General features: G+C 41.7%; 23 protein-coding genes. 7 read left to right on the top strand and 16 right to left on the bottom strand.

The features are described 5' to 3' along the window. Positions 1-38 precede the first annotated feature (38 nt). From ybeY to FNW02_RS15355, 5 genes are all read right to left on the bottom strand, one after another. A complete protein-coding gene (gene ybeY, locus FNW02_RS15335; RefSeq protein ID WP_191758466.1) occupies positions 39-566 on the bottom strand; it encodes an rRNA maturation RNase YbeY in 528 nt (175 codons plus the stop codon). 38 nt (positions 567-604) lie between these two features. Further along, positions 605-760 carry a DUF3285 domain-containing protein gene (locus FNW02_RS15340; RefSeq protein ID WP_191758467.1) on the bottom strand — a complete coding sequence of 52 codons (156 nt, stop codon included), beginning with the start codon at positions 758-760 and terminating at the stop codon, positions 605-607. 146 nt (positions 761-906) lie between these two features. Then, positions 907-2,029 (bottom strand): peptide chain release factor 2 gene (prfB, locus tag FNW02_RS15345; RefSeq protein WP_191758394.1). Its coding sequence is split into 2 segments (ribosomal slippage): positions 907-1,956 and positions 1,958-2,029, totalling 1,122 coding nucleotides; the frame shifts between segments, so codons are not numbered across the junction. 302 nt (positions 2,030-2,331) lie between these two features. Then, positions 2,332-3,412, bottom strand: a protein-coding gene (locus FNW02_RS15350) for a PCRF domain-containing protein (RefSeq protein WP_191758468.1) whose coding sequence is annotated in 2 segments (ribosomal slippage) — positions 2,332-3,339 and positions 3,341-3,412 — 1,080 coding nt in all. Because the reading frame shifts where the segments join, the coding sequence is not laid out codon by codon here. 41 nt (positions 3,413-3,453) lie between these two features. Further along, positions 3,454-5,544 (bottom strand): pentapeptide repeat-containing protein, encoded by a 2,091-nt coding sequence (locus FNW02_RS15355; RefSeq protein WP_191758395.1) that lies wholly within the window; start codon positions 5,542-5,544, stop codon positions 3,454-3,456. 78 nt (positions 5,545-5,622) lie between these two features. On the opposite strand from FNW02_RS15355, the gene FNW02_RS15360 reads away from it, so the two are divergent. Then, positions 5,623-5,850 (top strand): hypothetical protein, encoded by a 228-nt coding sequence (locus tag FNW02_RS15360; RefSeq protein WP_191758396.1) that lies wholly within the window; start codon positions 5,623-5,625, stop codon positions 5,848-5,850. A 127-nt stretch (positions 5,851-5,977) separates the two neighbouring features. Here FNW02_RS15360 and FNW02_RS15365 read toward each other — a convergent pair whose 3' ends face one another. Further along, positions 5,978-6,154 (bottom strand): antitoxin family protein, encoded by a 177-nt coding sequence (locus tag FNW02_RS15365; RefSeq protein ID WP_191758397.1) that lies wholly within the window; start codon positions 6,152-6,154, stop codon positions 5,978-5,980. A 443-nt stretch (positions 6,155-6,597) separates the two neighbouring features. Here FNW02_RS15365 and FNW02_RS15370 point away from each other — a divergent pair, with 443 nt between their 5' ends. From FNW02_RS15370 to FNW02_RS15390, 5 genes are all read left to right on the top strand, one after another. Next, positions 6,598-6,783, top strand: coding sequence for a hypothetical protein (locus FNW02_RS15370; RefSeq protein ID WP_191758398.1), 186 nt, complete (start codon positions 6,598-6,600; stop codon positions 6,781-6,783). A gap of 348 nt (positions 6,784-7,131) precedes the next feature. After that, positions 7,132-8,991, top strand: a complete 1,860-nt coding sequence (locus tag FNW02_RS15375) for an NAD(P)H-quinone oxidoreductase subunit F (protein WP_191758399.1) — start codon at positions 7,132-7,134, stop codon at positions 8,989-8,991. A 69-nt stretch (positions 8,992-9,060) separates the two neighbouring features. Beyond that, entirely contained in the window at positions 9,061-9,774 is a 714-nt protein-coding gene (locus tag FNW02_RS15380; protein WP_191758400.1) for a carbonic anhydrase, read from the top strand. Positions 9,775-9,964: 190 nt separating this feature from the next. Beyond that, positions 9,965-11,461, top strand: a complete 1,497-nt coding sequence (locus FNW02_RS15385) for an NADH-quinone oxidoreductase subunit M (RefSeq protein WP_191758401.1) — start codon at positions 9,965-9,967, stop codon at positions 11,459-11,461. Between the two features lie 152 nt (positions 11,462-11,613). Continuing rightward, positions 11,614-12,921 carry a CO2 hydration protein gene (locus FNW02_RS15390; protein ID WP_191758402.1) on the top strand — a complete coding sequence of 436 codons (1,308 nt, stop codon included), beginning with the start codon at positions 11,614-11,616 and terminating at the stop codon, positions 12,919-12,921. A gap of 497 nt (positions 12,922-13,418) precedes the next feature. Here FNW02_RS15390 and FNW02_RS15395 read toward each other — a convergent pair whose 3' ends face one another. Further along, positions 13,419-13,610, bottom strand: coding sequence for a hypothetical protein (locus FNW02_RS15395; protein ID WP_191758403.1), 192 nt, complete (start codon positions 13,608-13,610; stop codon positions 13,419-13,421). Between the two features lie 268 nt (positions 13,611-13,878). Next, the gene (locus FNW02_RS15400; RefSeq protein ID WP_191758404.1) at positions 13,879-14,088 is read right to left on the bottom strand and encodes a hypothetical protein; all 210 of its coding nucleotides are present in this window, start codon (positions 14,086-14,088) and stop codon (positions 13,879-13,881) included. Between the two features lie 688 nt (positions 14,089-14,776). Between FNW02_RS15400 and FNW02_RS15405 the strand changes: the two genes are divergently transcribed. Next, positions 14,777-15,799 (top strand): spore photoproduct lyase family protein, encoded by a 1,023-nt coding sequence (locus tag FNW02_RS15405; RefSeq protein WP_225225679.1) that lies wholly within the window; start codon positions 14,777-14,779, stop codon positions 15,797-15,799. A 540-nt stretch (positions 15,800-16,339) separates the two neighbouring features. Here the strand turns inward: FNW02_RS15405 and FNW02_RS15410 are convergent. From FNW02_RS15410 to FNW02_RS15445, 8 genes are all read right to left on the bottom strand, one after another. After that, positions 16,340-17,365, bottom strand: a complete 1,026-nt coding sequence (locus FNW02_RS15410; protein ID WP_191758406.1) for an NAD-dependent epimerase/dehydratase family protein — start codon at positions 17,363-17,365, stop codon at positions 16,340-16,342. A gap of 58 nt (positions 17,366-17,423) precedes the next feature. Continuing rightward, positions 17,424-18,059 (bottom strand): ATP-dependent Clp endopeptidase proteolytic subunit ClpP, encoded by a 636-nt coding sequence (gene clpP / locus FNW02_RS15415; RefSeq protein ID WP_191758407.1) that lies wholly within the window; start codon positions 18,057-18,059, stop codon positions 17,424-17,426. A 169-nt stretch (positions 18,060-18,228) separates the two neighbouring features. Then, positions 18,229-18,570 (bottom strand): cupin domain-containing protein, encoded by a 342-nt coding sequence (locus FNW02_RS15420; protein WP_191758408.1) that lies wholly within the window; start codon positions 18,568-18,570, stop codon positions 18,229-18,231. A gap of 37 nt (positions 18,571-18,607) precedes the next feature. After that, positions 18,608-19,465, bottom strand: a complete 858-nt coding sequence (locus tag FNW02_RS15425) for a nucleotidyltransferase domain-containing protein (RefSeq protein ID WP_191758409.1) — start codon at positions 19,463-19,465, stop codon at positions 18,608-18,610. Continuing rightward, positions 19,452-20,036, bottom strand: a complete 585-nt coding sequence (locus FNW02_RS15430; RefSeq protein WP_191758410.1) for an SRPBCC family protein — start codon at positions 20,034-20,036, stop codon at positions 19,452-19,454. Before FNW02_RS15430 ends, FNW02_RS15425 begins: the two co-directional genes overlap by 14 nt. Beyond that, the gene (locus FNW02_RS15435) at positions 20,024-20,356 is read right to left on the bottom strand and encodes an ArsR/SmtB family transcription factor (RefSeq protein WP_191758411.1); all 333 of its coding nucleotides are present in this window, start codon (positions 20,354-20,356) and stop codon (positions 20,024-20,026) included. The genes FNW02_RS15430 and FNW02_RS15435 overlap by 13 nt, the downstream gene beginning before the upstream one ends. A gap of 147 nt (positions 20,357-20,503) precedes the next feature. Beyond that, a complete protein-coding gene (locus FNW02_RS15440) occupies positions 20,504-21,235 on the bottom strand; it encodes a hypothetical protein (protein ID WP_191758469.1) in 732 nt (243 codons plus the stop codon). Between the two features lie 116 nt (positions 21,236-21,351). Beyond that, on the bottom strand, positions 21,352-22,716 hold the full coding sequence (locus tag FNW02_RS15445; protein ID WP_191758412.1) for a cytochrome P450: 1,365 nt from the start codon (positions 22,714-22,716) through the stop codon (positions 21,352-21,354). Between the last annotated feature and the right edge of the window lie 46 nt (positions 22,717-22,762).

The raw sequence follows: 22,762 nt of genomic DNA on the forward strand, positions 1-22,762 counted from the left end.
TTACCCAAGATTAACACTTACAGACACGCAAATCACTGCTATTCTATGTCAATAGAAATACTTATTGCATGTAGCAATATTACTTGCTGTTCTAACATTCGCCTCAAACTTTCTTCGTCAGGATGATCCCAGCCCAACAGATGTAATAAGCCGTGAGCAGCCAACCAAGCTAGCTCAGTTGGCAAACTATGTTCTTGCTGTTGAGCTTGACGTTGGGCTGTATCTACAGACACAATAATATCACCTAAATATAAAGGTACAGAGGCAAGCATTTCTGCACTTTGAGGAAAGTCTACCTCTAAAGCAGCAAAAGCTAAAACATCTGTTGGCTTATTTTGTTGTCGATACTGGGCATTGAGTACTTGAATTTGCAAGTCATCGGTCAAGCGCAGACCGATTTCGTAACTTGGCGCGGCTGGAAGATGAGGATTAAGTATTTCTAACCAGAGATTAAACCAGTTTTCCCAAGCTTCAGAAGTGATTCGAGGATGTGTGTCCCCAATCTTTCCAGATGCTATTGGGGACAATTCGTAATCATAATCCTCTACATACAATTCAACTCTCAGGGGCACGTAGTCTCCTAGGCTGAGGTAAGTATTTATCGTTAGTGTGTTAGATAAGCAAGACCAACGAGGACAGCTAAAAGTCCTACGGCGGTCAGTGCAAAATGTTTTAAGGACGTGCCACCCTTTCGCACCATATTCCGCATGGCGAGTTTCACGTAACTGGGTTGAGGTTCTGTTGAAGGGGAGTTGCTCATAATTGTTTGATCACAGACTCTTTTATAAATGTAACAGTTGGTTTGGTGTAGAGTTGCGATCGCACCAATATCAATACTAAAAAAATAAATAATAGGTACTAAGTATATAGTAAAAAAATACTTAGTACCCATAACTAATCTTTAAATTATGCAGGGGTGCTTTCTACGAGTTGGTTTTCTTGCCGTAGATAAGCTTGAATGAATGTATCCAGTTCGCCATTCATCACATCTGCAATCGCAGTTGTTTCCGTGTTTGTACGTAAATCCTTCACCATTTGATAAGGATGAAATACATAGTTACGGATTTGATTGCCCCAAGAGGCTTCCACCATATCACCACGAATTTCAGCAATTTCTTGGGCACGTTGCTCTTGGGCGATAATCAGCAGCTTGGCTTTGAGGCGAGCAAGGGCCTTCTCTTTGTTTTGCAGTTGAGAACGTTCTTCTGTACAACGCACGGCTAGCCCCGTGGGGAGGTGAACAACCCTCACTGCTGTTTCTACTTTGTTGACGTTCTGTCCGCCTTTACCGCCAGAGCGAGTTGTGGTGATTTCCAAATCTTTCTCTGGAATGTCCAACTGTACAGAGTTATCTATTTGTGGCATTACTTCCACCCCGGCGAAACTGGTTTGTCGTTTGCCATTAGCGTTAAAGGGTGAAATTCGCACTAAGCGATGTGTGCCTGTTTCAGACCGCAAATAACCATAAGCATAACGACCAGTAATTTCTAGGGTTGCTGATTTAATTCCGGCTTCATCACCCTCAGACTCTTCAGCTAAACTTACCTTATAGCCGTGAGCTTCTGCCCAACGAGTGTACATCCGCAGTAACATAAACGCCCAATCTTGGGCATCTGTACCACCAGCACCAGCATTAATCGTTAGTACAGCACCTTCCGCATCATAGGGGCCCGAAAGTAACTGTTGTAACTCCCACTGGTCAAGGTCACGATTGAGCTTGGTAATCGTGGATTCGGCTTCTTGCAATAGTGCTTCGTCGGTTTCTAACTCTAATAACTCAACTACTGCTTTAGTATCTTCCAGACTGGCTTGCCACTGATCATATTGCTGAAGGTGGGCTTTCAGGTCGTTGAGTTCTTGTAGCGTTTGTTGAGCTTGGGTTTGGTCATTCCAAAATTCTGGCTGAGCTGATATTTGTTCCAGGTCTTGAATTTTGGCTGTCAATGCAGGTACGTCAAAGATAGTGCTGGGTTTTACCCAGGCGACCAGACAACGTTTCGATTTCGCGTTTTAGTTCTAAGACTTCCATAGTGGTTGCTAAACGTATAGATAGAGCGTTTTAGATTGGGAGATTGCTCTTGATTCTATTTACAGCAGATTTCAGGTAAATAAAGTACATAAATAAAACCTGAAACCCTGTAGAGACGTTACATGTAACGTCTCTACGTATGATTCATGAAAATGCCAACTGCTGTATCTTTTTGATTTTAGCTGGAGTTTGGCAAATTTTTTCTACACGACTTGTATAAGTTACATAAATTACTTGGAATTATTTGCCAATATCTGAGGGCAAACGGCGAGAGTGTCTTTGCTTACTCCAGTGTTTTGATTTTACTGTTGCAGATAGGCTTTGATAAATAAATCAATTTCACCATCTAAAACCTCTGCTACAGCAGTTGTTTGCACTTTGGTACGCAGATCTTTCACGTTTTTGTGGGGATGTAATACATATTCACGGATTAGCTTGTAGGATAAAGATTTTATCTGCTGAGGTTGAATTTGGGAAAGTTGGACACCTTGAGTTAGTGCGATCGCAACCAGCCTACTCTTAAGAATAGCTAATGCTTTTTCTTTGTTTTGTAGTTGATTGCGCTCCAGGTTACAAAACACAGTAATACCAGTAGGAAGATGAAACAACTGCACCCATGTTTCTAGGCGGTTAACATTCCTCTGACAACGTGGCAAAGTAATTTTCAAATCCTTGTCTGGAATTTCAAACTCAACAGACTCATCCAAGATAGGGCTGACTACTACATTGGCAAAGCAAGTATGTCGTTTACCATCACCCTTCAAATGAGAAAGCCGCATTATTTTTGCATGGGTTCCTTGTTCTGATTTGAGGTAGCCATAAGCATAACGCCCGATAATTTCCAAGGTGATATATTTAATACTAGTTAAATCCGCATCAAAACCTTCTCCTACATGTACTAAGTAATTTTGCTTGATACTCCAACGGTGGTACATCCGCAGTAGGATAGACCCCCAATCTTGAGCATCCACACTATTAGAACTAGCAGTAATGGTTAAGAATGCTCCGTTTTGGTCGTAGGTATTAGATAGTAACTGTTGTATTTCAAGTGTGTTGAGTTCTTGCTGGAGTTGCGTGAGGTTACTTTGCGCCTCTTGTAACAATTGCTCATCAGCTGATAATTCCAATAGTTCTAAAGCAACTTTGATATCTTCTAGGATGGAGCGCCATTGCTGATATTTTTTCTGATTGGAGATGAGGAATTTAATCTCTTGAAGTGTCTGATAGGCAGTAAGAGAATTGTCCCAAAAAGTAGGTTGAGCAATTGATTGATCTAGATCTTGAATTTTTGTACTCAGTTCTCTGAGGTCAAAGACAGTCCTCAGCTTTGCCTAGGATATTCGACAACCTTTCTACTTCACGTTTGATATTTAATAGTTCCAGCATAGTTTTACATTTGTGAGAGATTTTTAACTGGACGTATATTATCCTAAACCGAATAGTTTGGCGATCGCAGGCAATAAATTATTAGTCGATTCAACTAATGTGGCAACAGCAGGTAAACCAGAAAATATCCCTTTCAACATGGTGATTGCATTTTTTGCAGTCTTCTGATTAGTAGATTCTTGAGGATTTGTACCTGCTTCTGCTAAAGCTTTTACCTGTAACAATGCATCAGCTTTGTCTGTTTCTGGCAAATCTGAAGACTGGGAAATAGCCTCTTGCAACTGCGTTAATAGTTCTTTAATTCCTGGTTCATCTGCTTCTGGTGAATCAGGTAACTGATTGAGCGCAATATTTACATTACCGCTGATGGTTCCTAGATTAGCAACAGAACCACTTCCAGCGATACCGCTGACGTTACTGCTGCCTTGAATATTGATGCCGCTGATATCAGACACTTTGGTATCTCCTTGTGTATAAAATTTAGGCTGCTGGAGTGCAGTTGTGATCATATTTTCTAAATTACGAATGCGATCGCTTTTTTCTACAAGTAATAATTGCTGACTCTGGGATAAAACTTTGAGTTGATTATAGTCATCAAAATATTCTGCACTCAGTTGAGATTTATCGCTACCTGCTGCGGTTTTGGCTCTGAGCAAGATTTTATCTTCGCCGCGTTTCTCCATCGCTACGATTTCTAACTGAGCTTCGGGATGGTTTTCGGCGAGGTTTTTGAAGGCGATCGCCATAGCGCGGGGGTCAACGCCTTGATTGTGGTAAAGGTCGAGGGTATCAAAAATTGGCTGGATGAAGTCGGCAAAATCCCCGTCTGCAAATACCTCTTGTTTATTATCAGGTTTGCGGAGAGGGTCGGGGTTTTCTTTGGTGGGTAAGCGCATGAAGACATACTCACACCTCACCCCATGCAACTTAGTTTCCCTCGTAATGCCCCAATCTTCAATGTAAGCTCCAGTGAGAGTTGCACCTGTTAAATCGGTTGCATATAGCTGCGTTTGTTTGAGTTTTGCTCTTGACAAATCGGCATCTTGCAAATTAGCTTCACTGAGGTCAGCGCCGATAAAGCTGGTATCTGCTAAGTTAGCTTTTTGTAAGTTCAGACCTCGCAGATTTTGACGGTCAAAGTTATTATCCTGTCCCTGTCCTGTAGTTAGTAGTTGACGTACTTGTGAATTTTGAAGATAAGTTAAACCAGGACGAATAAGATCAAGCATTTTCGCTTGATACCAAAGGGTAAGAATAAGAATAGCGTTTCGGAAATTTGTACTTTTGAGCGTAGCTTGAGTAAAATCAGCACTGGTCAAATTAGCACCACGAAAACTAGTACCTCCTGTTGCAGCAAAGTTGACAGCGAAATTACGAACAAAGGAATATTGTTCGTCGCCTTCCACAGCTTGCCAACCTATATAAAAGCTAAGTAATGCTCCGGTTACAGTTACGGCTACAGTTCCGATTACTGCTGCAGCTGCGGTTACAACTTCGGCTGTGGTTATGACCCCGGCTACAGTTACGGCTACAGTTCCGATTACTGCTACAGCTGCGGTTATGACTCCGGCTGCGGCTATGGCTATGGCTGTGGCTATGGCTCCGACTATGGTTGCGGCTACGGCTATGACTCCGGCTATGACTATGCCTACAGCTATGGCTCCAACTATAGTTATGACTCCGGCTATGACTCCGATGTTTTCGGCTACAACTGCGGTTATGGTGAAAGCTATAGTGAAAGCTGTGGTTATAGCTAGGGTTATGACGAAGGCTCCTACTCCTTGGCGAATCGCGACAAAAAAGAAGGCAATCAATACGATAAAAGCAGTCCAACCCATGAGCGCTAAGCCGGACGTGTTAGAGGTGTTAAATATTCGCGACACCAAGAAACCATTGATAAACCATAAAAACTCTGATAGTCCCGACAAAAACCACGAAACAAGGACTAGGAAAATTACCCAATGGTGTTGCACTCCAGCTTTTGCATGGCTGAAGTTTGCACTTCTAAGGTTAGCGACGGTGAAGTTTGCCCCTCGGATGTCGGCATAGCTAAAGTTTGCACCCGCAAGGTCTTGTCTACCTTTGAAGTTGCGTCCTCGGAGATTTTGACCGGAGAAGTCTAAAGCCATGTTCAACTGTACAGAGGTGAGTAAATTTTACTACACCCTCACCCCTGTAAATTCAGGAAGGTTAGATATTTTTGACTTTTGAACCTCAAAACATCTCGCGTGAACCTCAAAGCATCTCGCGTTAATGTCAAAGCATCTCGCGTTAATCTCAGAGCATCTCGCGTTAATCTCAAAGCATCTCGCGTTAATCTCAGAGCATCTCGCGTTAATCTCAAAGCATCTCGCGTTAATCTCAAAACATCTCGTGCGAACCTCAAAGCATCTCGCGTCAACCTCAAAGATTCATTCATGAGTATTAGAGACTGATTTTTGAACTTTTTAGGTTGAAGTGTCTGTTAAAAGTACAAAATCATAAATATTATTAATGATTTACCACTGTTCTACTGTCAGATTATCTACATTGCTCAAATTCCTGATGAATCACAGACTGCAATTATGCAGCTTCTTCGTCGCTTATAATACCTGCAAACTGCAACAGTGGATGGGTTAGAGTCTCTTGGTACTCAATTGTGATCTTAACTTTGCTATGTTCTGCCACACCTGTTAGTGTTTGCAGTGGACGCAAAACCCTATCTTCATATATTGCTTCAATAGTCTGAGACTCTGGCATACAGTTTTGCAATCTAATTCCTACTCAAAATTCTATAACGGTTTACAGGTCAACATGGTTTGGTTAACGTTTTAATATTTTGAAGATCCCCCCAACCCCCCTTAAAAAGGGGGCTTATAACCCTCTTTAACTCCCTTTTTAAGGGGGTCGCCACAGGCGGGGGGATCTTAACCGAACCGTATTGGGTTACAGGTGCGATTTTTGTTATTTTAGCGATCGCATCGTATTCTTGAAAGTGCTGTTCAACCCCTAAAGTTAGAACTAGGGAACTAGCTCAAAGCTTATAACTGTGAGCCAGCCCTATGTATCAATAAAAAGCTCTTTGCCCCAGTTCAGAGTTTGCCCCGGAAATCGGAGCGATATATATCAGTAAGTGTGTGGTGTGTTTCTCAAGTATTAATGTAGAGATAGGCACAGCACAATAAACATTACAGGAAATACTAATGAACCGCTCGAAGATAGTTGCCGTTATTACAGGCGCGATTTCTATTCTGTTGGCGATCGCCTACCTCATCTTAGTCCAACTGCTGGACTACCGGGACATGAAACCCGCCCCCATCAGCCAAGTTGATCAAATACCTGCGCTCGTTGCTTATACTTGCCAGGTTGACAAAATCGTCAAAGTGTAGCTTATATTTAACCGACTTGCAGAGACGCAATGAATAGCGTCTCTTGTCATTTATGTCAATTAATAAAAATCAATCGTAACTATTGAGTAAACTTTTATTTATTCATAGATTAGAGATAATAGTGATTATTGTAAAATCAAATGCCCAATTATATAAGAATTAATTAGATTAAATATCGCTAATTTATTTAGTTAAGTTATTCCATTTGAGCAAATATATAATGTAAGCTATTTTTAAGAAGATTAAAAAAAGATAAATTGACCTTATCTGCGATAGCTGGGTTTAAGGGGATCAACGTTTGTTGATTTAAAAACCCTGAAGTTTGACTGCAAATCTAGAGGTGCTTTGATGGCTCAGTTTCTACTTGAGACTGTTTGGCTAGTTCCGTGCTATGCATTAATGGGTGGGCTGTTGGCTGTGCCGTGGTCGCCGGGGATCATTCGTCACACCGGGCCAAGACCGGCTGGTTATGTCAATTTGGTGATGACATTTTTGGCGTTCGTTCATAGTGCGATCGCATTACAAGCAACTTGGAATCATCCACCCCAAGAAGTATTTATTCCTTGGTTATCTACGGCTGGTTTAGACCTGACAATTGCTTTAGAAATTTCCTCTGTAAGTGTCGGCGCGTTAGTTGTCATTTGTGGCTTGAATTTGTTAGCGCAGATATTTGCAATTGGCTACATGGAAATGGACTGGGGTTGGGGACGCTTCTATTCTTTGTTGGGATTATTTGAAGCGGGATTATGCGCCCTTGTTCTGTGTAATAACTTGTTCTTTAGTTATGTGATATTGGAAGTTCTCACACTAGGAACATACTTATTAGTCGGTTTATGGTTTAGTCAGCCGTTAGTAGTTTCAGGTGCGAGAGATGCTTTTTTAACAAAGCGGGTGGGAGACTTATTCTTGCTAATGGGAGTGTTAGCATTATGGCCCCTAGCTGGGACTTGGAGTTATCCAGAACTAGCACAATGGGCGGCGACTGCGAATGTCAATCCTACGACAATGGCGCTGGTAGGTTTAGCCTTAATTGCTGGGCCGATGGGCAAATGCGCTCAGTTTCCCCTGCATTTGTGGTTAGATGAAGCGATGGAAGGCCCTGTTCCGAGTACAATTTTGCGGAACTCGGTAGTAGTTGCTAGTGGTGCATGGGTGCTGATTAAATTGCAACCTGTGTTAACTCTGTCGCCCGTAGTTTCCTCAGTCATAGTAGGGGTTGGGGCGGTGACAGCGGTGGGTGCTTCTTTAATTGCGATCGCTCAAGTTGACCTTAAACGCTGTTTATCTTATTCTGTCAGTGCTTACATGGGCTTAGTGTTCATCGCCGTGGGAGTACAGCAAGACGAAGCAGCACTATTGTTGGTACTTACCCATGCGATATCAGCAGCCTTGTTGGTGATGAGTACTGGGGGAATTATTTGGAATAGCATCACCCAAGACGTCACCCAATTAGGTGGATTGTGGTCACGCCGCCCTATCTCAGGATTAGCCTTTATTTTCGGGACTTTGGGGTTAATTGGTTTTCCGCCTCTGGGTAGCTTTTGGGCGTTGATGAAGTTAGCAGATGGGCTGTGGGGAACGCAACCTTGGTTAGTAGGAGTGGTGATAGCCGTCAACGCTTTAACAGCCTTTAGTTTAACCAGAGAATTCGGTCTACTTTTTGGTGGTAAACCGACGCAGATGAGTGAGCGATCGCCTGAAGCTCACTGGCCGATGGTTCTGCCAATGGTGATTTTACTTGGCTTTACTTTGCATCTTCCGTTGATATTACAAAGCTTATCACTCCTACCCGATTGGACAATCATAAATAAGGATGTTGCACTACTTTTAATTTGGTCAAGTATTTTCGGTTGCAGCATTGGTGGTGTGATTTATTTAGGCAATATTCCTAAACCGATTCGTCTGCCTTGGAAAGGTTTACAAGACTTACTGGCATACGATTTTTACACACCAAAACTCTATCGGATGACCGTCATCTTCGGCGTTGCTCAAATTTCCAAATTAGCCGATATGATTGACCGTTTTGTAGTCGATGGCATCGTTAATATGGTTGGTTTGTTTTCACTATTAGGTGGCGAAAGTCTTAAGTACAGTACTTCTGGACAAACCCAGTTTTATGCATTCACAGTTCTTTTAGGGGTAAGCGCTTTAGGAATGTGGGTAACTTGGCCATTCTGGGGAGTACAGTTTTTAGATTTGATGTTTTAAATGTCTACATTTTTGTAGTAGTGACCATTTAAATTCAGGCTAACATTTTAATATTGTGAGGAGAAGCAAGTGAGCAAAAAACAGTCCCAAGTAAATATTTCCAGAAGAGGTTTACTCAAGTTTAGTGCAGGTGCGATCGGTACAGGAGTAGTGGCAGCAGGAATAGGTTCAAACTTGATTGCACCCGAACAAGCCACAGCAAAAGATGACATAACCCCCGATAAAGCACTGCAAGAATTGCTAGACGGTAATGACAGGTTTGTGAAAAGAAAACGTCGAAATCCTAACCAAGGCTATACACGTTTGTTAGAAGTTGCTAAAGTTCAAAAACCCTTTGCTTCTATTTTAGGTTGTGCAGATTCACGAGTACCTTCGGAAATTGTCTTCGACCAAGGACTGGGAGATTTATTTGTCTGCCGCATAGCTGGTAATATTGCTACAAAAGAAGAAATTGGTAGCCTAGAATTTGGCAGTTTAGTATTAGGCTCTAAAGTCATTATGGTCGTGGGACATGAAAGATGTGGTGCAGTAGATGCCGCGATTAAAGGTGCTCAAGTACCAGGACAAATTGGAAGTTTGCTTGAGGCAATTAAACCCAGTGTAGAAAGCTCAAAAAAACAATCAGGAGATAAGTTAGAAAATGCCTGTAAAGCAAATATCTTAGCGCAAGTTGAAAAGTTAAAATCATCGGCAGTTTTATCTGAGTTAATCAAGACAGAAAAGCTGAAAATAGTCGGTGGTTATTACGATTTGGACACTGGCAAAATCAATGTAGTTAGTTAGGTTTTTTGTCATTAGTCATTAGTCTTTTGTCATTTGTATGAGGATTAATGACTATGATTTCTCTTAGTAAGATACTATGCGATCGCTCCATTCAAAATAAAAGATAAATCTTTTGTTTGAGTTTTAAATTTTTCAACAAAAAGATTTTGAAGCACTACTTATTACCAGCTTTTTCCCATTTAAAATTACCATGTTAAGTGTATTAATTTGGCTTCCGATTTTAGCCGCAGTTGTCATAGTATTATTACCTGGAAGTTTCTCCGCTAATCGGATTCGTTTAGGAGCATTATTCTTTTCGGGAATAGTTCTGCTCTGGAATATTTTTATCCTGGTGAAATTTGATATCAGCAATCCAGAGATGCAATTTCAAGAGTACCTACCCTGGAATGAAACTCTCGGCTTAAGCTATCAATTAGGAGTTGACGGACTATCGATTTTGATGTTGGTGTTAAATAGCCTGCTCACTTGGATTGCTATTTACAGCAGTAATCAACAAACTGAACGTCCCCGGCTTTTCTACTCGATGGTTTTATTAGTTAGTGGTGGGGTTGCCGGTGCTTTCTTAGCAGAAAATTTGCTGCTATTTTTCTTGTTCTATGAGCTTGAGCTAATCCCTTTCTATTTGCTAATTTCTATTTGGGGAGGAGAAAAGCGAGCTTATGCTGGGATCAAATTCCTGATTTATACCGCTGTTTCAGGTGCTTTTATTCTGGCGACCTTCTTGGGTATGGTATGGTTAACTGGTTCTACTAGTTTTGCTGTTGATGGAATCTCTACAGAAAATCTATCAACAGCAAAGCAAATCCTTCTACTAGCAGGCATAGTACTAGGTTTTGGCATCAAAATTCCCCTGATTCCCTTTCATACTTGGTTGCCAGATGCTTATGTTGAAGCTTCAGCACCTATTGCCATTCTTCTCGGTGGCGTGTTGGCAAAACTGGGAACTTATGGACTGTTGCGGTTTGGGTTGGGTATGTTTCCTGAAACTTGGAGTATTATCGCACCGACTTTGGCAATTTGGGGAGCAATCAGCGCTATCTATGGAGCAGTAATTGCGATCGCTCAAAAAGATATCAAGCGCATGGTAGCATACAGCTCCGTCGGTCACATGGGCTATATATTGCTAGCTAGCGCCGCCGGTACTCCTCTAGCACTTGTTGGCGCTGTCGCTCAAATGTTTAGCCACGGCATTATCCTCGCCATTCTCTTCCATCTGGTGGGAGTCGTAGAAGCTAAAGTTGGCACTCGTGAGTTAGATAAACTCAATGGCTTAATGAGTCCCATACGCGGTTTACCTCTAATTAGTGCCTTGCTAGTTTTAAGCGGGATGGCTAGTGCTGGTATTCCTGGTTTAACAGGATTCATCGCTGAATTTATCGTTTTTCAAGGCAGTTTCTCGGTCTTTCCCATCCCCACATTGTTGTGTGTAGTGGCTAGTGGATTAACCGCAGTTTATTTTGTCATCCTCCTCAATCGCACCTGTTTTGGCAAACTCGATAACATAGCCTACTATCCCAAAGTTTTATGGTCTGAGAAAATGCCAGCTCTAATTTTGGCAGCGCTGATTATCTTTTTAGGAGTACAACCCACTTGGTTAGTGCGTTGGAGTGAACCTACAACAACAGCAATGGTAGCTGCAATTCCTTCTTTGGAAAAAACCGTAATCTCTCAAGTGGTAAATAATTGAGGGTTGGAATTTTAACGCATAGGCGCTTCTCTACGAGACGCTACGCGAACGCCTTCCCGCAGGGTAGGAACGCAGGGCTAAGCGCAAAGGAGCGCAGAGTTTGGGAATTTGATTCGCTATAAATTTACGCAATTTAGTAAACACCAATTACCATGACAGCAATTAAGATAGCGACTAAGTTACCTCCTTCCACGCATGAATTTTCCGAAGTAATTCATCGCCTAGAAGCTGGCGGTGCGATGTTGCCAGATACGCCAGAAAACCTGATGCAAATCATCGGTTTATATAAAGCTTATGCCGTGCCGATGGACTTTTATTGGCGTGACCTGCTTTATATTGCTGAACGCGAATTCTTAAACCCGTTGCCCTTTTTTAAATACTTCTTGCCCAAAGAGTATTTAGAATTGCATAATCATTACGCTGGCGATGATGCTGATTTACGAATTTGGCGAGGTGAAGCTACTGCCCATCCAGAACTGTTGGCATTTATCGAGAAAGGTGAAACCTTCAAAATGCCGAAGTTGTTGCATCACTTATTCCACGATCGCATTAACATGGAATTTGCAGAAGCCTGTATGCGAGCAATGCTGTGGCATAGAGGAATGGGTGGGCAATTTGACCCTTACCTAGACTCAGAAGAATACAAAGCCAACGCTGATAGGGCAATTAAAGCTTACTTCCAAGGCAACCCAGTGATGCTGGGACTCTATAAGCTGTTCCCAGATATGTTTTTGGAACAGTGCCGCCAAATGTCTTACTATGCTAATCTGGGCTTGTTTTGGGAAATCATGGCCCCAGTGTTCTTTGAAATGTCAGACCGCTATGACGAAGGCACAATTACCAGTGTCCCAGAGGCGATGAGTTTCTTAGTCAATGGTATATTTGCGATCGCAGGCCGTCCAATTTATCATCACGTTTATATTCGTGGCGAATGTTACGAAATTATCCCCAAATCTAAAGGCTTTATGTGGCTATATGAAGCCGCATTACCTTATGTAGAAGCAGTTTTCTATCGTACTGCTCCTTTCCGGGGTACAAAATCTTATAATGCTCAAGCACGTCAAGTACCAGAAGATCAAAAAGACTTCCACTATGGCATTCTGTACGCTGATGTGTTTCCAGTTGGTACTGCTGGTATTCCACCTACATTGCTAATGCAAGATATGTTGCATTTTTTGCCTCCATATCTTGTTGATTACTACAGCAAACATTGCCGTGGTGAAGAAGATATGTTGATTCAGTTGGGGGTTAGTTTCCAACGGTCAATGTATTGTGTTACTTCTGCGGTAATTCAGGCATTGCGGACAGCACTTTTATATCCTTTAGATGACCCCAATCCCAGGCATTTACAAGCTAATCGAGATTTCTTTGAAATGCAGATAAATCGCTTTACTCGTCCTGAATATAACATTCGTGATGCAGCTCGTTTGGGGAGTATTCAAAAGCAGGATTATAGATGAAATATTTTGCTTTTATTTAGAGCCACAGTAAACACAGATAAACACAGATACATCGGTGTTTATCTATCTGAAAAAGTTTCCTAGGTTGGGAAACCCCGTTCGCATGATTGCGTCTTCTCTTGGAAAAAGTTCTGCTCGCCGGAAGCCGACGCTCAGACTTCTCTTTGCCTACAGAACTTTTCGCTGTGTTCATCTGTGGTTAAATTTTCATGATTCCTTATGCTAATAGCTAAAGAATCGCCTAGGACTATAAGTCCTTGTCTTAATCCACATCTTTATCAATTTATTGCATGATTGCTATTAGCTTGGGAATAAATTCCCAAGCTAATAGCTAAAGTCTTCTAAAGAAGATTAAGAAAGGATTTGAATCTACGCAAGCGTGGAGTTGGGCTATTAGCCTGCGGTTTGAATCGCAGGCGGACTATGGTTTAGCGACAATTTTACTGTTACAAAAATGTTAGGTAATGACAAGCTTGTTTAAATAAGGCTTTGTCAATTTAGTATCGCCAACCGCCACCCCAACCCCAAGGTTTGCCACCCCAACCCCAAGGTTTACCACCCCAACCCCAAGGCTTGCCATAGTAGCCCCAAGGTCTTCCATAGTGACCCCAGTAACCTCCACTTTGAAGTTCCTGTTCTTCTTCGGGTAACTCTACCAGTAAATCAGAAGTGTTTGTTTGAGCTGCCATAATTGACTACCTCCATTTAGCACTTAGGTATTACATACAGATGTACAGAAAACAAAAGTATTTAATACCCCTACTTTTAGTTCTAAATTTATTTTATACAGATTAAACTATCTAAAGTTAGAAAGTAATAAGCTAAAGTTCTGCCTTTTGGTTGATGTTAAAGCTGACGAGCAATTATTTTATTGATTATTTCTTATCAAAATCAAGCGTTAACATCAGAAATTATCGTATTTTTGGGTTCTGCGATCGCATTTTTTAACTACAAACTTCAATCATCTAACAAACTCATCAATGCTTGCAATTCTTGCTCTTGTGGTTCTGGTAATTGTGAGCGTAATTTTAGCAATTCAATTTCTAATGCTTCCGCCACATAGAACATATTAGACTCTTGGGCAATTTTTAGCTGATTTTCTTTAATTTCGATTTGTCGAAGCAGGTTTTCTTCAACATTAATTGCATCGTAATCGTGAGAAATCATAGCTTTACATTTATTAAAAGTTCAAAAATGACATTAGATCGGCTGTTTATATGTTATCCAGCATTTGTATCAAACTTAATTAAGTAGTATGAATAGTATTAGTACAAACATGTTATTATATCCCTCACTTCTTATGAACTCAACTGACTAGCGATGTCTGGCGACAAGCCGCTGACGCTCCTTCTCCCAACGGGAGACGCTTACGCGAACGTCGCTACCGCTTCGCTAATGCGTCTACGCTCTTGTACCTGTACCACTGATTACTTGTAGATTTATTGTTGTAACACCTCTTGATCACCTTGTCAGTATTGCAATGTCTCAACAGTTTACAACAAGCACCGACTCTAGACTACAAAAAATTGGTTGTGGAGCGTGTTATTAATACTGGGAGTCCACCATTAAAAACAGACAAGCTAGACAACAATTGCAACCGGAAACTACTACTCTCAAATGAGTAAAATCCGTTTCATTTATAGTTTGAGAGTTCTCAGTCAAGATTGTAAAATAAAGTTAAGCTACAAAAAGCGCTTTTACCTCAACAGAAGTTTTACTAAAGCGACGAATTCAACAAATCCTAGAGAATTTTTGCAGATATCAGCAAGACAAATAACGGAGAACAATGTTGCTGAATACAATTACAGACAATGTTTCAGGAGCAGACACACAAACACGACCGGCAAGGTTATGGATGCCTGAACGGGTAATGTTTACACCTGCTGCTTTAGACGAGCCTTGGGGACAGCACATTTTAGCACGTGTCCAGTCACTAAACTTACCAATAGAAGAACTACCACGCAACCGCCTTACAGGTTTACGCGGTGAAGACGAGCGTGAGACTTACAATATTGCCAAGCGTACTTTGGCAGTTGTGACTGCACCACCTAGCCATTTCAAGCTTAGTCCTATCCCACCATCTGCTGATTGGCAATTTCATATCGCTGAGGGTTGTCCTGGACATTGCCAATACTGTTATCTTGCAGGTAGTTTATCGGGGCCGCCTGTTATCCGCACCTATGCGAACTTACCGCAAATCTTAGAGAATTTAGCAGTCTATGAACGACCAGGCCAAGTAACAACTTATGAGGTCAGCTGTTACACTGACCCATTGGGTATTGAGCATCTGACTGGTAGTCTGACTGAATGTATCCGTTACTTTGGTACTCGGACTGATGCACATCTACGCTGGGTATCAAAATTCTCTGCGGTGGATGGCTTACTCGATTTACCTCACAACGGTCGTACTCGCTGCCGGATGAGCGTTAATGCAGCACCTATTTCTGGTAAGTTTGAAGGTGGTACAGCGTCGGTAGCATCACGGCTTGCGGCATTACGGCAGTTGGCGCTACCACGGGAGCGCGGTGGTGGTGGGTATCCAGTAGGATTAGTTATTGCACCAATTATGCCTATAGATGATTGGCAAATGCACTATAGTCGATTGTTTGACTCGATTAGTGAAGCGCTCGATATGGATTGTGACCTCACTTTTGAGCTAATTTCCCACCGTTTTACGCCAGGGTCGAAAGAGGTGTTGCAAACTTGGTATCCCCAATCGAAGTTAGACATGGACGAAGCAAAACGCAGTGTCAAACGTAACAAGTTTGGTGGCGTTAAGTACGTTTACGATACTGGCACAATGAAGGCTATGAAGCGCTTTTTTGAGGATGAGATTCAACGGCGCTATCCTGATGCTGAGATTTTATACTGGACTTAAATACTCTCTTACCACTATAAAATTACGGCGTTGCTGAATCATGGGATGAAATTTGATGTATTAAAATCTCAGACTCCTTATCCTCTCTGTCTTGAAAAGTTTCCTAGGTCGGGCTAACCCTCCTTCTCCTGACGGAGACCGGAGGCGAACAGAACTTTTCGCTGCGTCTGTGCCTTGAAAAGTTATCAACGCTATGCGGGTCTTACTGCCCAACCGTTCTAAAAGAACGGTTGCCTTGTGTCCTCTGGATACAAGGGAGAGGCGCAAGGCTTTGCGCCTCTCGGCAGTGAACAGACTATCGCCGGAAACTGGCGCTCATACTTTTCACTGCGCCTCTGTCTTGGAAAGTTCTGTTCGCCGGAAGCCGGCGCACCCTGCGGGATATTGCTACAAACTTTCCGCTGCGTGAGAGCAATCATCCCGTAATTATGCAACGCCAAAATTACTTCTTTTTACGTTCGCGTAGCGTGCAGGAGGCATACCGCCAAGGACGCTAAGGAGGAAAAAGAATTAGATATTTTCCTAGTCGGAAAGGAGTAATCATAAAATACCTCCCAGAATAACGTCTTCTGTTGAATAATCTAGCAACCACGGCATTGCAAACTGTTGCGGTTCTTGGGGCGGATGAGTTTTCTGCCAAGCAATAGTTCGCGCCAGTGCTTCATCTAAAGGCACAATTTCCTGATATCCTAACTCCTGACGGATACGAGTTGAGTTTACAACCCAATGTTGCTCTAAGTTGAGCGATAACTTCCTGTCTTGTGGTAGCTGGCTGTTGGGTACAACAACAACTTTACCCTGCCAGCCGACTATTTCCCCAACTCTAGTAATACGTTCAGCTTCGGTAAGTGCTGCTACATCAGCAACATGATAGATGCGACCAGTTGCATTTTGATTTATAACTGCTAATGCGATCGCATACGCTATATTCTCTACATAACCATAAGAACCACGCCATCTAGCAATACTTTCTGACAAAACAATAGCAGGACGGTTATCATCCATTCGCTGAATATAGGCATACAGACGATGCAGAATATCTCTGGAGCCATAGACCATTGGCAGGCGTAAAATCGTTCCTGGTAAGTCACCTGCCATTACTACGCGTTCCACTAGAATTTTTTCATACTCAACTGGCACATTGAGAGGTCTAGAGGACATTTCCCGGTATGGACATAGTTGTTGGCGCAGGGGCGAATCTTCGGTAAGTGGTACAGGTATAACATCAGATTCCTTGCCCCAAAGTACATCGTATGCACGATACACATCTATACTGCTGATGACAACGATACGCCGAGCAATACCTTTAAATGTGTTCATCAGGGTTAGCGCGTCTTGCTCAGTGTAAGCAACCATATCCACTACAACTTGAGGCGCAAGCTGCTGAAACTGGCTTCTCATCTCCCAAAGATGCGAGCGATCGCCCAAAATTTTATGCACGTTTAGTGGTAGATTAGTTGTGGTCGTTCCGCGATGAAATATACTCACTTCATGACCGATTGCAACCAATTGATGGACTAAAGGGGGGCCAATGAAATTTGTGCCACCAATAATCAGGATTTTCATTTTTCTTATCCTTTTTACAAATCAGTTGTTGACTGATATTGTTACCTTTTATTCCACTCTATTTATCGATGTCAGAGCTAGTTGTAGATTGAATAGACGCAGATGTTTTGATGATGATACTGTCAATTAATCCATAAGCTTTGGCTTCTTGAGCACTCATGAAAAAGTCGCGTTCAGAGTCAAGTTCAATTTGCTCTGGCGATTTACCAGTATTGGCAGCAAGTATCTTGTTAATTAATTGGCGGAAATATAAAATTTCTTTGGCTGCAACTTCAATATCAGATGCTTTTCCCTGAACACCTCCTGATGGTTGATGAATCATAATTCGAGCGTTTGGTAAAGCATATCTTTTGCCTTGAGTTCCTGAAGCTAACAAGAATGCTCCCATTGAAGCGGCAGTACCCATGCATACAGTACACACTTCTGAACGAACTTGGTTCATAGCATCGTAAATAGCCATTCCTGCTGTTACTGAACCTCCAGGACTATTGATATATAGGGTAATATCCCGTTCTGGTTCTTCAGCGTCTAAAAATAGCATTTGTGCAACGATGAGATTAGCTATTTCATCTGTTACTTCGTTACGCAAAAAGATAATTCGTTCTGCAAGTAAGCGCGAATAAATATCTAATACTCGCTCACCTTTGGCTGATTCTTGTATAATAAATGGAATGCTAGGTTGAGTAGGATTCATATCTGGTGACTCCAAAATTTAGCTTTAACTGCAATACGGTTCACTTAAGGCTAAAGTTCTTTGTGAAAGTTAATTTTTTTAACGAACCGCCTTCTCTGCGAGACACTACGTGAACGCGCAGCGTCTCGCAGAGAAGGACGCCAAAGACGCAAAGATAAGGAAGAAATTCTTAACTGAACTCCTCAAACGCTCCCATTTGTCCAAGACGAATTGTAATAATCTCAACAGATGTAATTGCTTTATGGGGGCCATTTTTGGTATTAGCTGGTGTAAACCAGAATGTTCCTGCTTTGCATTCACATTCAGCAGTTTCGATAGTTCCATCAAGGACATAGACATACTCATCACAAGGATGGTAATGAACTGGAATGACTGTGCCAGCAACCATTCGCAATCTATGAATTGAACCTTCTGGCACTGGTTCAGCTAGTGATAATAATTTTGTTCCTGGAACAGGCTCAAAGTCAAACCATGTTTCAGTTTCAGTATCAACAAAAGTCTGTTTATTCATATTGAATTTTCCAAAAACTTAGTTAAATTTGGCTTTACTAATACTTGTCTGACCATAGCTTGTAATGTTGCCAAGCTTCTGTCGTATCCATCTCTGGCATATACTTTTCTACCAAAGCAAATGTTTCTTCAATCAGTTGACTTAATTGACTAATAGCAATTTCGGGAGACTCGCAAAAAATCTGCTTGAGACGAAATGAAAGGTTTGGTGGGGCAATTGTCATTTTATTGATGAATTTATCCATGCCCTTAAATGGCACAGAATTTACAGGATGGTAGAAGCGATTTAAACCCAGTAGCACTCCTATAATGTTCTTCACTGCTTGCAATAATTCATCTGTTAAAAAGAGCACATCATCTCTTTTAATTCCATAATTTTCTACAATCCATAAACCGCGAAAATGCAAATGTTTTTTTACCATTGCTTGGGCTAATTGCTCAGGATAATTTGCTAATTTAATCTGCCATTTTTTAATAAGTTCAGCACCATGTAATGGCAGCATATCAACAATGCCAGCTAGCACATTTAGTAAAGGATTATCTGGGTCATCTTGCTGAAGTAAATGTTCTATATCACGTTCCAAACATTGGATAGTGGTATGACCAAAATCGCATTTAATACCCTGGACAAAATATTGCTCGACTATATATCCAGCATTGCGATCGCTAGCATGGATTCTATAGTCTAACCCTTGATTTTTTTCATATGCTGCTTTGAGTTCTTCGTCAGATGGTAGTTCGCCGTAATAAATGCTCATATCGATGTCTGAGTAAGCATCGGCTTGTCCGCGAGCAACAGATCCAGCGACTCCAATTGCTTTCACCTTTGGATTAGCTAAATATGTCGCTGCGTTGTTTTGCGCCAAAGCAAGCAGTTGTTTACTAAAATCGTTCATTTGCAATGGAATTAATGCTAACTAAGATTTGCGGCAGCTTTTCATTCAACCTGTGGTTCCACCCACCATTGAGAAAAGAACTAAAAATAACACTATCTAAAGTCTCATATCTACCGATAGGTGTTGATGAAAATGCGGAGCCGCGATTATTCGGCACTAATGTCTGCATTGCCGCCTTGGACTCATGCATAAATTGACCGTGCCACGTTTGAGAAAGGTGCATTGGTTCATTTAGCTTAATTGCTTTCTGGCTCAACCCTTTATGTTCTAGATGAAGTTTAGTACCTCCATCTACAGGTTTGAGTATCCAGGTAACAATTGAAAACTCACACATCATCCTGTCACACCAAGTGAAGGCAAGCCGTTTTGGCTCCTCAAGTTCAATCACTTCACAGTCTATATTTCCTTCCAGTCCTGGCAATGTCGAATGCTGAAATTGGAATTTGTGTCCTAAACGCGGCTCAAAGTCATTTTCCATTAACCACGCCGCTAATGCCTGACGGTTAGTAAGTACTTGCCAAACCTGTTGCGGGGGATAGGGATAGAACACTTCCATATTCAATCGGAGCATGAATTTTCCTCCAAATAATTGCCAAGAGCATCTAGTTTTTCTTGCCAGAACTGCTCATAATCAGCAATCCAGTTAGATATCTGCTTGAGTGGCTCTGGGTTGAGTCGATATAAGCGCTGTCGCCCCGCTTTCCGCACTTGTACTAAGTCCGCTTCACAGAGAATCTGTAGGTGCTGAGAAATAGCTGGCAAACTCATGGCAAATGGTTCAGCCAGTTGTTTGACTGGTTGCTCACCAATACGTAACAGATCCAATAGTGCCCTGCGTGTGGGATCTGCGATCGCCACAAAAACATCGGCACTGGCAACAGGTCTACTCATTGCAGATTAAACATATATTTAAGCATTTGCTTAACTATTTACATGATACATAAGCAAATGCTTAAATGTCAACCTCTTGTCTATCTGATGTATTAATCAAGCTGGCTTAACGCAATGTTCACCCTTCTATGCAAGCAATCAAGCCTTTTAACTACATTTAACTGCCGAAGCCGAAATTACCTTTGTTAAGTCACCAGTAAATATAGCTGTATATTTATAAGGTGATGAATCAATGCATGTCATGGAATTTCTATCAGCGCGACGGGGAGTCCACCATGAATCTGCTTCTACAGTCAAATTTGTACCATTCAATGATAATTTTGTAACAACTAAAGAGTTAGTTTTACCATCATTTGCTTTTCTGGCGGAAAGAAATGTAGCATAGTCAACATTGCCATTGACTGGATTGATACGACTCAGAACTGATACTTTCGCACCGCCGCCGCTACCATAACTAGATAGCCAACGACCATTGGCAAAGCGTCGAAAATCATTACCAGGTTGGCTACCAGTGGAGGAGAAAACACCATACAAAACATTTCCTCCATCCCAAAGTAATCCGTAGCCTGTGCCATCGTCATTCGTTGTTTCGTAGTCACTGCGACACCATTTCTTAACACCATTATCGAAACGGATAATGCGAGGGTCTTTGTTCCGAGATGAGACTTGCTGATAACCAATATAGATAGTTGTTTGCCCGATAACTACCTTGGGCCCATTTTTAGCTTTGATAGTGGCTTCACTATTATCACAGCTAAATGTCACACTTTTACCAATAGATGACTGTACGCCATTTTGAGCGATCGCTAAATCAGATCCTAATACTACTGATAAGCACAAAAATCCCAGAGACTTCGACAATTTGCGGTGATAAATCATTGAATTCAAGTGGCTAATTTCTGTAAAAAATTACCATACCATAAAACGAATTTTTTCGTTTGAAAATAGCCAAATACTGTATCAAGGTATCATTGTTTTAAACCCCAACTATCAAGTTAATTACCTTGCGTAGACGTGCAGCGGCTTGTCCTTGGACATCGCCGCCAAAATTTTACTTTTAAGCCATCATGAGGGCGAGAAAACGGTAGCAAAACTCTCTCGATATTTTGTCCAGGCAGCAGTTTCCACTCATATTCACGAATTAACAATGCTGCAAACAACTTCATTTCCAATCTGGCAAACTCCTTGCCTAAACATTCTCGAATACCACCACCAAACGGAATATAACTGAATTTTTTATCTTCAGCCCGTTCGGGAGCAAAGCGTTGTGGGTCAAAACGTTCAGGTTTAATATAAACATTACTATCTTGATGAGTTTCCTGAATTTGGTAAAACACATTCCAGCCTTTGGGAATTAAGTATCCACTCAACTCACATGACTCAAGCACCTTCCGATCTCCACTGCGAACAACTGGAGGTGTCAGCCGTAAAACTTCTTTAAGAACTTGATCCAGGTAAGTCATTTGCTTTAAATGTTCTTGTGTGAGTGGTTCTATGAATCCTAGTTGCTCTTGTTCTGCACGAGCAGCTTGTAACACCTCTGGATGCTGAGCTAGTAGCAAACACAAGGAAGTTAGTGCTGAAGTTAAGGTTTCATGTCCTGCAACCAGCAATCCCAACACGTTATCTTTGACTTCCTCTAGACTTAGATGATTTCCTTGCTCATCTCGCGCTTGCAACAGAATTCCTAAGACATCTTGCTGTGAAGAAGGATTTTGCTGACGTTGGTGAATCACCTGATCAATCTTGGTAAGAAGTTGCTCACGAGCGTGTACGGCGCGATCAAACTTACTTCTAGGAAATCGAATCGGAATTGATAACAACCCCTGTGCCCAAGTTTCATAGACTTTTTCTAAGTTCTCATCCGAACCTGCATCAACTCCCACTAATAATTTACTGGCAACATCAAGGGTGTATTTTTTCAGTTCAGGATACCAAGTCAATGTGCCTAAGCTTTCCCATTTGTGCAGATAACTACGAGTAATTTCCGCCATTGTGCAGACATATCCTGCTATAGCTCTAGGCTGGAAAGCTTGTGCCAACTGCTTACGCAGATTTTGGTGGGAAATGCCCGTCTTCATCCCAATAGAACCTGCTCCCAATAAAACCTCGAAACTTAAAGGGTTGGTCATCGATAAGACCTTACCCTCATTGGCAAACAAAAAACGGCTCGCTTCTGCCCCAATTAGGACAACTGTCTTCTGACCGAATAAATGGGTTTTGAAAATCGTTCCATATCGCTGCTGTCGCTGCTCAATAAAACGACCTGGATCGCGCAAATAGCTAATCATTTCGCCAACGATGGGTAAACCCAAGCTACCAGGTGGTAAAGGTAGCCGCTCTTTAGATAGAGTTGTCATTATTTTTATCAGGCAGTAATTTATTTACGAAACGGTATCGTAAATA

Origin of the sequence: Komarekiella delphini-convector SJRDD-AB1 (genome assembly GCF_014831675.1) — a bacterium.
Classification (GTDB): Bacteria; Cyanobacteriota; Cyanobacteriia; order Cyanobacteriales; family Nostocaceae; genus Komarekiella.